The 13,754-nt window shown below is 51.0% G+C and carries 11 protein-coding genes and 1 pseudogene; 6 read left to right on the top strand and 6 right to left on the bottom strand.

Going from position 1 to position 13,754, the window contains the following annotated elements:
- Positions 1–126: 126 nt before the first annotated feature.
- A complete protein-coding gene (gene nhaB / locus WC5_RS03820; RefSeq protein ID WP_000406399.1) occupies positions 127–1,668 on the bottom strand; it encodes a Na(+)/H(+) antiporter NhaB in 1,542 nt (513 codons plus the stop codon).
- 221 nt (positions 1,669–1,889) lie between these two features.
- On the opposite strand from nhaB, the gene fadR reads away from it, so the two are divergent.
- Positions 1,890–2,609 (top strand): fatty acid metabolism transcriptional regulator FadR, encoded by a 720-nt coding sequence (gene fadR / locus WC5_RS03825; RefSeq protein WP_010350948.1) that lies wholly within the window; start codon positions 1,890–1,892, stop codon positions 2,607–2,609.
- Positions 2,610–2,758: 149 nt separating this feature from the next.
- Here fadR and WC5_RS03830 read toward each other — a convergent pair whose 3' ends face one another.
- Positions 2,759–4,291, bottom strand: a complete 1,533-nt coding sequence (locus tag WC5_RS03830) for a SpoVR family protein (protein WP_000190825.1) — start codon at positions 4,289–4,291, stop codon at positions 2,759–2,761.
- Between the two features lie 329 nt (positions 4,292–4,620).
- On the opposite strand from WC5_RS03830, the gene dadA reads away from it, so the two are divergent.
- The 3 genes from dadA to WC5_RS26205 are packed head-to-tail and all read left to right on the top strand — an operon-like array spanning position 4,621 to position 7,189.
- Positions 4,621–5,919: a D-amino acid dehydrogenase gene (dadA, locus tag WC5_RS03835; RefSeq protein WP_016231743.1), complete on the top strand. Its 1,299-nt coding sequence runs from the start codon at positions 4,621–4,623 to the stop codon at positions 5,917–5,919.
- A gap of 9 nt (positions 5,920–5,928) precedes the next feature.
- A complete protein-coding gene (gene dadX, locus WC5_RS03840; protein WP_000197886.1) occupies positions 5,929–6,999 on the top strand; it encodes a catabolic alanine racemase DadX in 1,071 nt (356 codons plus the stop codon).
- A 43-nt stretch (positions 7,000–7,042) separates the two neighbouring features.
- On the top strand, positions 7,043–7,189 hold the full coding sequence (locus WC5_RS26205) for a hypothetical protein (protein ID WP_423779532.1): 147 nt from the start codon (positions 7,043–7,045) through the stop codon (positions 7,187–7,189).
- On the opposite strand, the pseudogene WC5_RS03845 reads toward WC5_RS26205, so the two are convergent.
- Both WC5_RS03845 and ldcA read right to left on the bottom strand, forming a co-directional pair.
- Positions 7,127–8,797 (bottom strand): annotated as a pseudogene (locus WC5_RS03845) (potassium/proton antiporter); the annotation flags it as partial. The gene WC5_RS26205 and the pseudogene WC5_RS03845 sit on opposite strands and share 63 nt — an antisense overlap.
- Positions 8,798–8,891: 94 nt before the next feature.
- Positions 8,892–9,806 carry a muramoyltetrapeptide carboxypeptidase gene (gene ldcA / locus WC5_RS03850; protein ID WP_000051595.1) on the bottom strand — a complete coding sequence of 305 codons (915 nt, stop codon included), beginning with the start codon at positions 9,804–9,806 and terminating at the stop codon, positions 8,892–8,894.
- Positions 9,807–9,905: 99 nt separating this feature from the next.
- Between ldcA and emtA the strand changes: the two genes are divergently transcribed.
- Positions 9,906–10,517, top strand: coding sequence for a membrane-bound lytic murein transglycosylase EmtA (gene emtA / locus WC5_RS03855; protein WP_001295616.1), 612 nt, complete (start codon positions 9,906–9,908; stop codon positions 10,515–10,517).
- 1 nt (position 10,518) lies between these two features.
- Here the strand turns inward: emtA and ycgR are convergent, their stop codons facing one another.
- Positions 10,519–11,253: a flagellar brake protein YcgR gene (gene ycgR / locus WC5_RS03860; RefSeq protein ID WP_000020171.1), complete on the bottom strand. Its 735-nt coding sequence runs from the start codon at positions 11,251–11,253 to the stop codon at positions 10,519–10,521.
- Positions 11,254–11,453: 200 nt separating this feature from the next.
- On the opposite strand from ycgR, the gene WC5_RS03865 reads away from it, so the two are divergent.
- Complete coding sequence (locus tag WC5_RS03865) at positions 11,454–11,708, top strand: GlsB/YeaQ/YmgE family stress response membrane protein (RefSeq protein WP_000511315.1); 255 nt, start codon at positions 11,454–11,456, stop codon at positions 11,706–11,708.
- 139 nt (positions 11,709–11,847) lie between these two features.
- On the opposite strand, the gene WC5_RS03870 is transcribed toward WC5_RS03865, so the two are convergent.
- Positions 11,848–13,539 carry an alpha,alpha-trehalase gene (locus WC5_RS03870; protein ID WP_000804566.1) on the bottom strand — a complete coding sequence of 564 codons (1,692 nt, stop codon included), beginning with the start codon at positions 13,537–13,539 and terminating at the stop codon, positions 11,848–11,850.
- Positions 13,540–13,754: the final 215 nt, after the last annotated feature.

Genomic DNA, 13,754 nt, shown 5'->3' with positions numbered 1-13,754 from the left:
GCATCGAATGCGCAGTTTAAACCAATTCATTCGTTGCGCCACCAGGAGGGAGTAAAAATAGGATGTAATTGAACAATTATCGGGCGGAAAGGCAAACCGGGCATAAATATGCCCGGTAAGTTGTTATCAAAGCGTTGCAATCCACCCCATTTGCATAAACCATTCAGTTACAGGAGCAAGCGTAAACTCTACGCAGAGTAATCCGACGAGGGTCAGTACGAGAGTGTAGGGCAGAGCCATCCACACCATGCGGCCATAAGAAAGACGTATTAATGGCGCGAGTGCTGAGGTCAACAGGAATAAGAACGCTGCCTGTCCGTTCGGCGTGGCGACGGAGGGCAGGTTGGTTCCGGTGTTAATGGCGACTGCCAGCAGTTCATATTGCTTCATACTAATAGCACCGCTCTCCATTGCCGCTTTTGCTTCATTGATATAAATCGTCCCTACAAAGACGTTATCCGAAATTGAAGACAGCAAACCGTTGAAGATATAAAACAGCGATAGCTGAGCGTGTTCTGATGCCTGCAATACAAACTGGATAATTGGGGAGAACAGTTGTTGGTCGATAATCACCGCCACTACCGAGAAAAAGACCGTCAACAGTGCGGTGAATGGCAGAGATTCGGTGAAGGCTTTGCCGATTGCATGTTCATCAGTTACACCGGTCAGTGATGTCGCCAGAATAATGACAGACAAACCAATCAAGCCGACCTCTGCCAGATGCAAAGCCAGCGCGGTGACCAGCCAGACGCCGATAATCGCCTGGACAATCAGACGAATTTTATCCTGACGTGTACGCTGGAGGCGGCTTTGATCGTCAAACTGTTGCAGCACTTCGCGGACTTTTTCCGGCAGCGTTTCGCCGTAGCCAAACCAACGCAGCTTCTCCACCAGCAGGCAGGTTAACAGACCGCAAATCAGGACAGGGACGGTCACCGGTGACATGCGCAAGAAGAAATCGCCAAAATGCCAGCCAGCAGCTTTGGCAATGATCAGGTTCTGTGGTTCGCCTACCATGGTCATCACGCCGCCTAATGCAGTGCCGACACCCGCATGCATCATCAGGCTACGCAGAAAGCCACGGAACTGCTCCAGAACCACTTTGTAATGCTTGTCGATATGGCTGTCGTCTTGCAGGTCGGTATCTTCGGTGCGGGAAGAAGCTACGCGGTGATAAATACCATAAAAACCAACAGCAACGCTGATCACCACAGCAACTACGGTTAAGGCATCGAGGAACGCAGAGAGAAACGCCGCCGCCACGCAAAAAGAGAGTGACAGCAGCATTTTGGAGCGAATGCTTAACAGCAAACGGGTAAATATGAACAGCAGAAGCTGTTTCATAAAATAGATGCCCGCCACCATAAACATCAGTAACAGTAAGACTTCAAGATTTGCCGCCACCTCTTCACGGACGTGTTCCGCACTGGTCATGCCGATGAAGACAGCTTCGATAGCCAATAGACCGCCGGGGAGCAGCGGATAGCATTTCAGAGCCATCGCCAGAGTGAAAATAAATTCCGCGACAAGCAGCCAGCCAGCAACAAAAGGGCTGATGAGGAAAATTAACGGGTTAACAATTAAGAAAATAATAAGGGCAAGTTTGTACCAGTCAGGTGACTGACCCAAAAAATTGCGCCATAACGCGCGGCCCCAGGAGATCTCCATGATGGTTTCCCTTACCTTACAAATAATAAATGATGTTTTTATGTTAGAACGCAAAGCTTAACGGTCGGGGGGGATCGAGGCAAGTCTTGATAGTCAAGGGGAAAGAGATACAGAAAATGAAGCCTTGATCCCTTTTTTCTTCTTTTTGTCTGCTATCAGCGTTGTTAGCCCTCTGGTATGATGAGTCCAACTTTGTTTTGCTGTGTTATGGAAATCTCACTATGGTCATTAAGGCGCAAAGCCCGGCGGGTTTCGCGGAAGAGTACATTATTGAAAGTATCTGGAATAACCGCTTCCCACCCGGGACTATTTTGCCCGCAGAACGTGAACTTTCGGAATTAATTGGTGTAACGAGAACGACGTTACGCGAAGTGTTACAGCGCCTGGCGCGAGACGGCTGGCTGACCATTCAACACGGCAAACCGACGAAGGTGAATAATTTCTGGGAAACCTCCGGGTTGAATATCCTTGAGACGCTGGCGCGACTGGATCACGAAAGTGTACCGCAACTCATAGATAATTTGCTGTCAGTGCGTACCAATATTTCGACCATTTTTATTCGTACCGCGTTTCGCCAGCATCCTGATAAAGCGCAGGAAGTGCTGGCAACGGCTAATGAAGTGGCCGATCACGCAGACGCTTTTGCTGATCTGGATTACAACATTTTTCGCGGTCTGGCGTTTGCCTCTGGTAACCCGATTTATGGTCTGATCCTTAACGGAATGAAAGGGTTGTATACGCGCATTGGTCGTCACTATTTCGCCAATCCGGAAGCGCGTAGTCTGGCGCTGGGCTTCTACCACAAGCTGTCTGCGTTGTGCAGTGAAGGCGCCCACGACCAGGTTTACGAAACAGTACGCCGCTATGGGCATGAGAGTGGCGAGATTTGGCACCGGATGCAGAAAAACCTGCCGGGTGATTTAGCCATTCAGGGGCGATAATCCATCCATACTGATGACTAATGCATAGTTACCCGATGCGCTATGCTTATCAGGCCTTCAATATATTGAATTTGCTATGTTCTATAAGCCGGATAAGACGTTTACGCCGCATCCGGCAAAATAAACCCTCCTCAAACGAGGAGGGATATTTACAGATTTCCCATTCTTGGCGGGCAACGTTCCAGTAACTCAACGCTGCCGTCTTCGTTTTGCTGTTCGAGCATCACATCAAACCCCCACAGGCGATGTACATGCTTCAGCACTTCTTTACGCCCCCGATCCAGTGGTGCGCGGTTATGTGGAATGTAACGTAGCGTCAGCGAACGGTCGCCGCGTAAATCTACGTTCCAGATCTGAATATTCGGCTCAAGATTACTTAAGTTATATTGCGACGATAAACGGTTACGGATCTCCCGATAACCTTCCTCGTTATGAATGGCGGAAATCTCCAGATAATTATGCCGATCGTCATCCAGCACTGTGAAGAAGCGGAAATCACGCATTACTTTCGGTGACAGGAACTGGCTGATAAAGCTCTCATCTTTGAAGTCACGCATCGCGAAATGCAGCGTTTCCAGCCAGTCGGAACCGGCGATATCCGGGAACCAGTATTTGTCTTCTTCTGTTGGCGACTGACAAATCCGTTTAATATCCTGAAACATAGCGAATCCGAGGGCATACGGGTTAATTCCGCTGTACCACGGGCTGTTATAGGGCGGCTGGAAGACCACATTGGTGTGGCTATGCAAGAACTCCAGCATAAAACGTTCGGTCACTTTCCCTTCATCATACAGATGGTTAAGGATAGTGTAGTGCCAGAAGGTCGCCCAGCCTTCGTTCATCACCTGAGTCTGTTTTTGCGGATAAAAATACTGGCTCACTTTACGTACAATGCGCAGGATTTCACGCTGCCATGATTCCAGCAGCGGCGCATTTTTCTCCATAAAATAGAGCAGGTTTTCTTGTGGCTCGGATGGATAGCGGCGCGCTTCGGCAACGGTTTTCTCTTCCTCGCGCTTAGGCAGCGTTCTCCAGAGCATATTGACCTGGCTTTGCAGATACTCTTCGCGACTTTTCTGCCGGGCTTTCTCCTCTTGCAGCGAGATTTTTTGTGGGCGTTTATAACGATCCACACCGTAGTTCATCAGCGCATGGCACGAGTCCAACAGCTTTTCTACCTCATCAACGCCATAGCGTTCTTCGCACTCGGTAATGTATTTGCGGGCGAAAATCAGGTAATCGACAATCGAGCTGGCATCGGTCCAGCTACGGAATAAGTAATTGTTTTTGAAGAAAGAGTTATGGCCATAACAGGCGTGAGCCATCACCAGCGCCTGCATGGTAATGGTGTTCTCTTCCATCAGGTAAGCGATGCACGGATTAGAGTTAATAACGATTTCATAGGCCAGCCCTTGCTGACCGTGCTTATACAGACGCTCGGTTTCAATAAACTTTTTGCCAAACGACCAGTGCGGATAGTTAATTGGCATCCCGACGCTGGAGTAGGCATCCATCATTTGCTCTGATGTAATTACTTCAATCTGGTGCGGGTAGGTATCAAGCCGGTAGAGTTTTGCCACCCGGTCTATCTCTGCCAGATAAATATCCAGCAGGTCGAACGTCCAGTCAGGTCCATCGCTCAAACGTGTGGAGTCCTTATTCATAGAATCGATCGTCGCCATACGCGCACCTCATTGTTGTCGGCGCTCTCTGTGTGGAGCACCTCATTTCAAGCATAGAACACCAGTTAAAAACCGCGTCGCTGGAGAATTTTTTTCTTTGCGATTTCTTATTATCGGAGTGCCAGTAATTAGCTTCTGAACGGAATTTTCTGCTGGATATAAAGCTCGACCAGCAGGAGATACCAAAGACGCCATATTCCCGCAGAGTCAGGGAGATGTGAGCCAGCTCACCATAAAAAAGCCATATGTTGAATAATATTTTCATCTGGGTTATCAAGATGTAATTAGATTATTGTTCTTTTACTGTATCTACCGTTATCGGAGTGGCTATGCGAGTTGTCATACTGGGAAGTGGTGTGGTAGGCGTTGCCAGCGCCTGGTATTTAAATCAGGCAGGACATGAGGTCACCGTCATTGATCGGGAGCCGGGGGTCGCCCTGGAAACCAGCGCCGCGAATGCCGGGCAAATCTCCCCCGGATATGCTGCACCGTGGGCGGCACCAGGTGTGCCTTTAAAAGCGATCAAATGGATGTTCCAGCGCCATGCGCCGCTGGCGGTTCGTCTCGATGGTTCGCAATTCCAGTTGAAATGGATGTGGCAAATGTTACGTAACTGTGACACCAGCCACTATATGGAAAACAAAGGGCGGATGGTGCGCCTGGCGGAATACAGCCGTGATTGCCTGAAAGCATTGCGCGCCGAAACCAATATCCAGTATGAAGGCCGGCAGGGCGGGACGCTGCAACTGTTCCGCACTGAACAACAGTATGAAAACGCCACTCGCGATATCGCCGTACTGGAAGATGCAGGCGTGCCATATAAATTGCTGGAATCCAGTCGCCTGGCGGAAGTGGAACCTGCGCTGGCGGAAGTTGCGCACAAACTGACTGGCGGCCTGCAACTACCCAATGACGAAACCGGTGACTGTCAGCTCTTTACCCAGAATCTGGCGCGAATGGCGGAACAGGCGGGGGGTAAATTCCGCTTTAATACGCCAGTCGATCAACTGCTTTGTGACGGCGAGCAGATCTATGGCGTGAAGTGTGGTGATGAGGTGATTAAGGCCGATGCGTATGTTATGGCATTTGGCTCTTACTCGACGGCGATGCTCAAGGGCATTGTCGATATCCCGGTTTATCCGCTGAAAGGTTATTCTTTGACCATTCCGATTGCGCATGAAGACGGTGCGCCGGTGTCCACCATTCTTGATGAAACCTACAAAATCGCCATTACCCGTTTCGATAATCGCATTCGTGTCGGCGGCATGGCGGAAATCGTTGGTTTTAATACTGAGTTATTGCAGCCGCGTCGTGAAACGCTGGAAATGGTGGTGCGCGATCTCTATCCGCGCGGCGGTCATGTCGAGCAGGCTACTTTCTGGACCGGTCTGCGCCCGATGACACCAGATGGCACGCCGGTTGTGGGGCGTACACGCTTTAAAAATTTGTGGCTGAATACCGGTCACGGCACGCTTGGCTGGACGATGGCTTGCGGTTCCGGTCAGTTGTTAAGCGATCTGCTGTCAGGGCGCACGCCAGCGATCCCGTATGAGGATCTAAGTGTAGCGCGCTACAGTCGTGGATTTACGCTATCACGTCCAGGCCATTTACATGGCGCGCACAGTTAAGGAATCGAGATGACTCGTCCGATACAGGCCAGCCTCGATCTGCAGGCATTAAAACAAAATCTGACCATTGTCCGCCAGGCCGCGCCGCACGCGCGCGTCTGGTCGGTGGTAAAAGCGAACGCTTACGGGCACGGTATCGAGCGTATCTGGAGCGCGCTCGGGGCGACCGATGGTTTTGCGTTACTTAATCTTGAAGAGGCTATTATCCTGCGCGAGCGCGGCTGGAAAGGGCCAATCCTGATGCTGGAGGGTTTTTTTCACGCTCAGGATCTGGAAATTTATGACCAGTACCGCCTGACCACCTGCGTGCACAGTAACTGGCAGCTCAAAGCACTGCAAAATGCGCGGCTAAAAGCGCCGCTGGATATTTACCTTAAGGTGAATAGTGGGATGAATCGGTTGGGGTTCCAGCCCGATCGCGTGCTCACTGTCTGGCAGCAGCTGCGGGCGATGGCGAACGTTGGCGAAATGACGCTGATGTCGCATTTTGCCGATGCGGAGCATCCTGATGGGATTTCCGGCGCGATGGCGCGTATTGAGCAGGCAGCGGAAGGGCTGGAGTGTCGGCGCTCGTTGTCTAATTCGGCGGCAACCCTGTGGCATCCGGAAGTGCATTTTGACTGGGTTCGACCTGGCATTATTTTATATGGTGCTTCGCCGTCCGGTCAGTGGCGCGATATCGCCAATACCGGATTACGTCCGGTAATGACGTTAAGCAGTGAGATTATTGGTGTTCAGACGCTAAAAGCGGGCGAACGTGTGGGCTATGGCGGTCGCTATACTGCGCTCGATGAGCAGCGAATCGGCATTGTCGCCGCCGGATACGCCGACGGCTATCCGCGTCATGCACCAACCGGAACACCTGTTTTAGTGGACGGCGTGCGCACCATGACGGTGGGGACAGTCTCGATGGATATGCTGGCGGTCGATTTGACGCCTTGCCCGCAGGCGGGTATTGGTACGCCAGTTGAGCTGTGGGGCAAGGAGATCAAAATTGATGATGTCGCCGCCGCTGCCGGAACGGTGGGCTATGAGTTGATGTGCGCGCTGGCGCTACGTGTACCTGTTGTGACGGTGTAACTTGTGGCAAGCCGGATAAAATGCGTAAGCATCGCATCCGGCGATATCAGCCGCATCAAACTTAAGATTCGGCTTCTTCCTCCGCCACCCGAACGCCAATCTTCAACACTTCGTTATCTTCTTTCTCAGCCACCGTCCAGATCATCCCGGCAAACTCCACCTGGTCGCCGACAACCGGAGCCGCACCTAACAATTGCTGAACAATTTCACCCAGCGTTTGCTGTTTATCGCGATACTCCCGACCGTCTTCCAGACCATAGATCAGCGCCACATCGGCATATTTCGCGCTGGCTTCGAGAATGAAGTCACCAAAGAAGCGTTGATCAAGCGCGACCGGCGGCGACTGGCTAAACAGTTTTCCGAGTGCCGGAAGATCGCGTTCCCGACCAATCACGCATAACACGTCGCCTTCGCGCAGTCGGGTGCTGCCGGTGGGGTGAAGCAACTGGTTATCACGAAACAGTGCCGCAATGCGCGTCTCTTTTGGCATATGCAGATCGCGCAGCGCCGCGCCCACGCACCATTTATCGGCACTCAATTGGTAAACAAACTGCTCCCACGGATTGTCCGGATGAATATCCAGTCCAACGCGTGACACCGGACGCCCCACTGGCGGAACCACCACTTTGGCTTTTTTCGCTGCCCACGACAGCGATGTTCCCTGCAATAGCAGTGAAACCAGAACTACGAAGAAGGCGACATTAAAGAACAGACGCGCATTCTCCAGCCCCGCCATCATCGGGAACACCGCCAGGATGATCGGCACTGCGCCGCGTAATCCAACCCAACTAATAAACACGCGCTCGCGCAGATTGAAGCCACGGAACGGTAGCAATCCAGCAAATACCGAAAGGGGGCGGGCGAAGAAAATCATCCATGCAGACAAAATGAGCGCCGGAATGGCAATAGGCAACAGGTCGCTCGGGTTAACCAACAGCCCCAGCACCAGGAACATAGCGATTTGTGCCAGCCAGGCGAGGCCGTCGAAATTTTGCAGAATTCCGTAGCGGTTGCGAATCGGACGATTACCCAGCAGAAAACCGCACAGATAAACTGCCAGAATGCCGCTGCCTTCCAGCGCCGTGGTTAAAGCAAAAATTAAAATACCGCCGCTTAATGCCAGCAATGGATACAAGCCCGCAGGCAGGGCGATGCGGTTAATCATCTGCAGCAGTAAATAACCCCCGCCAAGACCGATTACGATCCCCAGGCCAAATTGTTGCAGGATATCGACAACGAACATCCAGCTAATAGTGCTTTCATGCTGCTGGATCATCGCAATCAGGGTTATTGTCAGAAAGACCGCCATCGGATCATTGCTGCCGGACTCTATTTCCAGCGTCGAGCCAACACGTTCGTTAAGCCCTTTGCCGCCCAGCAGAGAAAAGACCGCTGCGGCGTCGGTGGAGCCGACAATTGCGCCAATCAATAAGCCTTCAATCAAATCAAGATTAAACAGCCATGCCGCCATCATGCCGGTTAAACCGGAGGTGATAAGCACGCCCAGCGTCGCCAGTGAAAGTGCAGGTCCTAACGCCACGCGAAATGAACTGGCCTGGGTGCGCATTCCGCCATCGAGCAAAATAATCGCCAGTGCCAGGTTACTTACCATGTAGGCAAAAGGATAATTATCAAACGGAATGCCGCCGACACCATCGACTCCAGCCAGCATACCGATCGCCAGGAAAATAACCAGAATCGGAATGCCAAGGCGGGAAGAAAATGAACTAAGTAAAATACTGCTGGTGACAAGGATGGAGCCTAAGATAAAAAGGCTAATAATTGTTGCGGCATCCAACGGTCGGTTACTCCTGATTACGCTGTCTCGTGCTATAAACCTACCATATTCACGGCAGAAACAGCGTTTTAGTTAGCCCGGAAGCGTGATTTTTTTACGCTTTCAGAACAGGATGACCGCTAATTGTCAATTGTGTGCCGTTTTTGTCGTTTTTGAGGATAGCATGTGCACCCAGCGGCAGCGTCACTGTGCGTTGTTCATGACCAAAGTCGAGGCCGGTAATCAGCGGAATCGACAGGCGGGAACGCAAGAACGTGTACACCGACGCCAGGTTGTAACCCGCATCATAATCATTGGGCGTGCTGCCACTGAAGCTACCGAGAATAATCGCCTTCTGGCGCTGTAAAATTCCAGCATGATAAAGCTGTAACAACATGCGTTCGACACGGAACGGATGTTCGTTGATGTCTTCCAGTACCAGAATACCGTTCTCAATTTGTGGCATCCACGGCGTACCGATAAGCGAAATCAACATCGCGAGGTTGCCTCCCCACAATGTTCCTTCTGTTTGACACGCCGGGCCTTCCCCTTGCCATTCAATGCTGAACGTTTCATTGCGTAACGCCAGCCAGAAGTGGTGCTCGGTAAAGGCATTCAGCTCATCTGCGCCAAAATTTGCCACCAGCATCGGGCCGCTAAAGGTGATGACATTGCCTTGTGCCAGAAGACCGCACTGAATGGCCGTAAAATCGCTATGCCCGCAGATAAGCAACGGATCATTTTGTTGGCGAGCCACCAGAGCCTGCCAGTCAATATCCGCCAGTAAGCGACTGGCACCGTAACCGCCGCGTACTGCCAGCACGATGGTGTTGGGTGAGGTCAGTCTGGCAAGGGAATTGAGATCTTCCAGACGCTCCGTTTCCGTACCAGCAAAACGTTCACAGCGACGGGTGATAACCCCGACGTTATTGACCTGATGCCCCGCATCGGTAAGGCGCTGAACGCCGCGCTGTGCGGCGTGCTGATTAATGCAGTAACCCGACGGGGCAATTAAGTGAAACAGAGACATGGCAATTCCTTGCTGACAACAGAAACGAAATGTATATCATGCCGCTTAGGTGTGCCGTTGTCACCTCAACGGCGATTCCAGGCTATAAGGATTGATGAAGTGAAATTGAGATGGTTTGCCTTTTTGATTGTGTTATTAGCGGGTTGTTCTTCAAAGCATGACTATACGAACCCGCCATGGAATGCGAAAGTCCCGGTACAACGTGCGATGCAGTGGATGCCAATAAGTCAGAAAGCCGGAGCGGCATGGGGCGTTGATCCGCAATTGATCACGGCAATTATCGCTATCGAATCGGGTGGTAACCCGAACGCGGTAAGTAAATCGAATGCTATTGGTTTAATGCAGTTAAAAGCCTCAACCTCCGGTCGTGATGTTTATCGCCGTATGGGTTGGAGTGGCGAGCCGACGACCAGCGAGCTGAAAAACCCGGAGCGTAATATCTCAATGGGGGCGGCTTACCTGAATATTCTGGAAACCGGCCCGCTGGCAGGCATTGAAGATCCGAAGGTACTGCAATATGCGCTGGTGGTGTCATACGCTAACGGGGCTGGTGCGTTGCTGCGGACTTTCTCATCAGATCGGAAAAAAGCGATCAGTAAAATTAATGATCTGGATGCTGATGAGTTCCTCGATCACGTAGCAAGAAATCACCCTGCACCGCAGGCTCCACGCTATATCTACAAACTTGAGCAGGCGCTGGACGCGATGTAACTCAGTCGCGCACTTTGTCCGCTTTCTCCCGGGCTTCCCGTTCGAGTGAGAATATAATCCGCTGTAATTGCCGCTCCACCGTCGGGCTGACGTTAAGAAAACGAAAGCTCAGGCGGGGAGTGGAGATAGTTTCATTTCTGCTATCAATCACTTTGCGCTCGCTGATGGTCAGTAACTGGGCGTCAAAGTGAAAAACGCCCCATTGTCCCATGTTGACTTCAATCTGTGCGAAGCGCATACCTTCGTGCAATCCGGCCGGTTTTTCCGTTTCCAGTAATGCACCCATGCCACCTAGTGATAAATCACTCAGGCGAAAACGTAACGTACTGTTATCCGCCAGTTTGGTCTGACAATAATAAGGCGGATGAAGTGGGGCGGAGATGCGGAAATATCTGCGTCGTTGCACAAACCATAATGCGGGAGGGGGAGTGGCGATAAACGCCGGAAGCTGCAAATATTCACTTTGCTGTAATTGAGCAAGGGTAAATTCGATTTTGGCGCCTTGCGTTTCGGCGGTAATAGTGATTTGTCGCGCTTTAAGCACGGCATTGTTGTCTTCTTGCTGACTACCAAAATCCAGCACCAGTTTATCAGGGCTTATCGCCAGTATATTGCTGATCAACTGACCATCTGACCAACTGATACGCAGTGGTACTGCGGCTTTATGTAAATCGCGTAAAACGCCCAGGACTGCTAACGGATTTTGTTTCAGGAACTGCTCATGGTAATGACTCACGCGGAAAAACTCCTGACCGACAAACTGTCTTTGGTTTATCGGTAGGGACTAACAAAACTTAATACAAATGCGTGAATTTTTTTTACAACTTACGACTAATTCAACCGACAGCCTCCCACCATTGATCCTGTGCTTGCCTATACTTAGAGCGTTGACGTAAGCATTTCTTGCGTCCGATTCATCGAAACGAGGGCCTGAACATGGGAATTATTGCCTGGATTATTTTTGGCCTGATAGCCGGCATTATCGCCAAGCTGATCATGCCAGGGCGTGATGGTGGTGGATTTTTCCTGACCTGCATTCTCGGGATAGTCGGTGCGGTTGTCGGCGGCTGGCTGGCGACCATGTTTGGCATTGGCGGCTCCATCAGTGGTTTTAATTTACATAGCTTCCTGGTGGCGGTGGTCGGCGCTATCCTGGTGCTGGGGGTATTCCGCCTCCTGCGAAGAGAATAACGTAATCTTTCTGGCGGATAGCGGTGCAGGCATCACTATCCGCTTTCAAATTATGTGTAAATCTCACGGTGTTTGAAAACCAGATAAAACGGCAACGTCATCCAGATAAGCAGAATGACGCTGTCGGGAGAAGAAAAGATTAAGGTGTGGGTTCTGTGACTTTTGTTGGCTGCGTTGCGGAAGCACTGGTCGGGCGCGTTGCCGGAACGTTGTCACACGGCTTTTCTTTCGGGCAGATCAAATCCAACATTTTCAGCGTTACGCCGTTGGTCCAACCAAAACCATCCTGCAACGGATATTCGCCACCACCGCCACCTGTTCCGGTGGTGCTGACATCATATTTCTCCACCAGCTTTTTCTCCCGGTCATAGGTGTGCTGAACATTGGTCAGAAAGTGCCAGCTAATGTCCATCGCCACATCTTCCTGTCCGTAGTTTTGCAATCCCTCAGTAGCGACCCATTGTAACGGCGCCCAGCCATTTGGCGCATCCCATTGCTGCCCACTTTTCACCGAGGTGGTGTTCAGTCCGCCAGGTTGCAGCAGATGCGTTCTGGTCGCCGTTGCCATTTTACTGGCGCGATCTTTCGCTGCTGCATTAACGTACAACGGGAACAGGGCGGCGGCAGTTAACTGATTACGTACTTTATGACTCTTCAGATCGTAATCGGCATACCAGCCGTGTTGATCATTCCACAAGTATTTTTCGATCCCTTTCTGACGGGCATTCGCCAGCGTTTCGTATTGGCTGGCCATCGCATTATCCCCGGCGGCTTTACTGGCGCTGGCAAGGATTTTTTCCATTTTATACATCAGGCTATTGAGATCGACCGGTACGATGCTGGTGGTGCGTAATGTACTTAACTGCTGTGGATTGTCCATCCAGCGCGAGCTGAAATCCCAGCCAGATGCGGCGGCAGAACGCAGGTCACGGTAAATTTCAGTGGCAGGACGATTTGGATTGCTTTTAGCGGTAGCGATATCTTCTACCCATGATTCCGGACGAGGTGTATCGCGGTCGTCCCAGTAGCGGTTAAGAATGGTGCCATCCTTGAGCTTTACAACGCGCTTTTCCTGTTGCCCGGCTTGCAGATTTTCAACGCCGTCCATCCAGTAAGCATATTCTTTTTGTAGTTGCGGCAGATACTGTTTCAACGCGGCGTCGCCTTCATGTTGCGCCAGTAACTCCACCATCAACGCAAAGAAAGGCGGCTGCGAACGGCTTAAATAGTAGCTGCGGTTCCCGTTGGGAATGTGTCCATAAGTATCTATTTCATAACCAAAATTCGCCACCATATCCGCCACTTTATCCCAGTGACCGCTTTCGCCAAGCCCCAGCATGGTGAAGTAACTGTCCCAGTAATACACTTCCCGAAAACGGCCTCCTGGCACGACATAGGGTTTCGGCAATGGCAACAGAGAGTCCCATTTTTCGGTGCTTTCCGTTGTGCGGGTTAATACCGGCCAAAGTCCATCAATATGTTCACGCAGCGACTGTCCCTTCGGTGGGACATGCTTCTCGCCTTCTTTTGGCAGAGTGAAATTAACTTTCACAAAGTGCCGTAAATCAAACCCGCTCTGGTTCTGCTGCATCCGGTAATCAGCGAGGATCATTAGCGGGTCGCTGTTGGGCACGGCGTCGGCAAAGGTTTTTTGATCAGGAAAAAGTTTGGCGTTTTGCACATCGTCAAACAACGGTCCCAACAAAATATCAGGCGATTGTGGTGTGACAGCGATTTCTTCCGCTTGTGCCGATAGCGTGGCAAAACACAATAAAACGGTGGTGGGAATTAACGCCATTCTTTGCAGGTGACGAGGGACACGTGGTTTCATCAATCATTCTCCTTTGGCGATACCGAACAAAACGGTAATCAAGTATCAGAAAACCTTAGTTCAGGATCGCGGCAACTGCATGATTGAAATCTCATTCTGCGAAGTGTCAGGCATATGGATGGTGTAATTAAAGGCATAAATAGTGTTGCAATATATTCACAAAATATATGTTGTTTATTAAATGGGCAGTGACTTTTGCTGTGCGATCACAGAAG

It is taken from the genome of Escherichia sp. KTE114, assembly GCF_000407765.1.
Lineage (GTDB): Bacteria > Pseudomonadota > Gammaproteobacteria > Enterobacterales > Enterobacteriaceae > Escherichia > Escherichia ruysiae.
The sequence above is the reverse complement of the archived record's forward strand: the minus strand, read 5'-3'. Positions and strand labels throughout refer to the sequence as shown.

Coding starts and splice junctions, on each gene's coding strand:
- nhaB (WP_000406399.1), bottom strand. CDS start 1,668: ATGGAGATCTCCTGGGGCCGCGCGTTATGGCGCAATTTTTTGGGTCAG.
- fadR (WP_010350948.1), top strand. CDS start 1,890: ATGGTCATTAAGGCGCAAAGCCCGGCGGGTTTCGCGGAAGAGTACATT.
- WC5_RS03830 (WP_000190825.1), bottom strand. CDS start 4,291: ATGGCGACGATCGATTCTATGAATAAGGACTCCACACGTTTGAGCGAT.
- dadA (WP_016231743.1), top strand. CDS start 4,621: ATGCGAGTTGTCATACTGGGAAGTGGTGTGGTAGGCGTTGCCAGCGCC.
- dadX (WP_000197886.1), top strand. CDS start 5,929: ATGACTCGTCCGATACAGGCCAGCCTCGATCTGCAGGCATTAAAACAA.
- ldcA (WP_000051595.1), bottom strand. CDS start 9,806: ATGTCTCTGTTTCACTTAATTGCCCCGTCGGGTTACTGCATTAATCAG.
- WC5_RS03865 (WP_000511315.1), top strand. CDS start 11,454: ATGGGAATTATTGCCTGGATTATTTTTGGCCTGATAGCCGGCATTATC.
- WC5_RS03870 (WP_000804566.1), bottom strand. CDS start 13,539: ATGAAACCACGTGTCCCTCGTCACCTGCAAAGAATGGCGTTAATTCCC.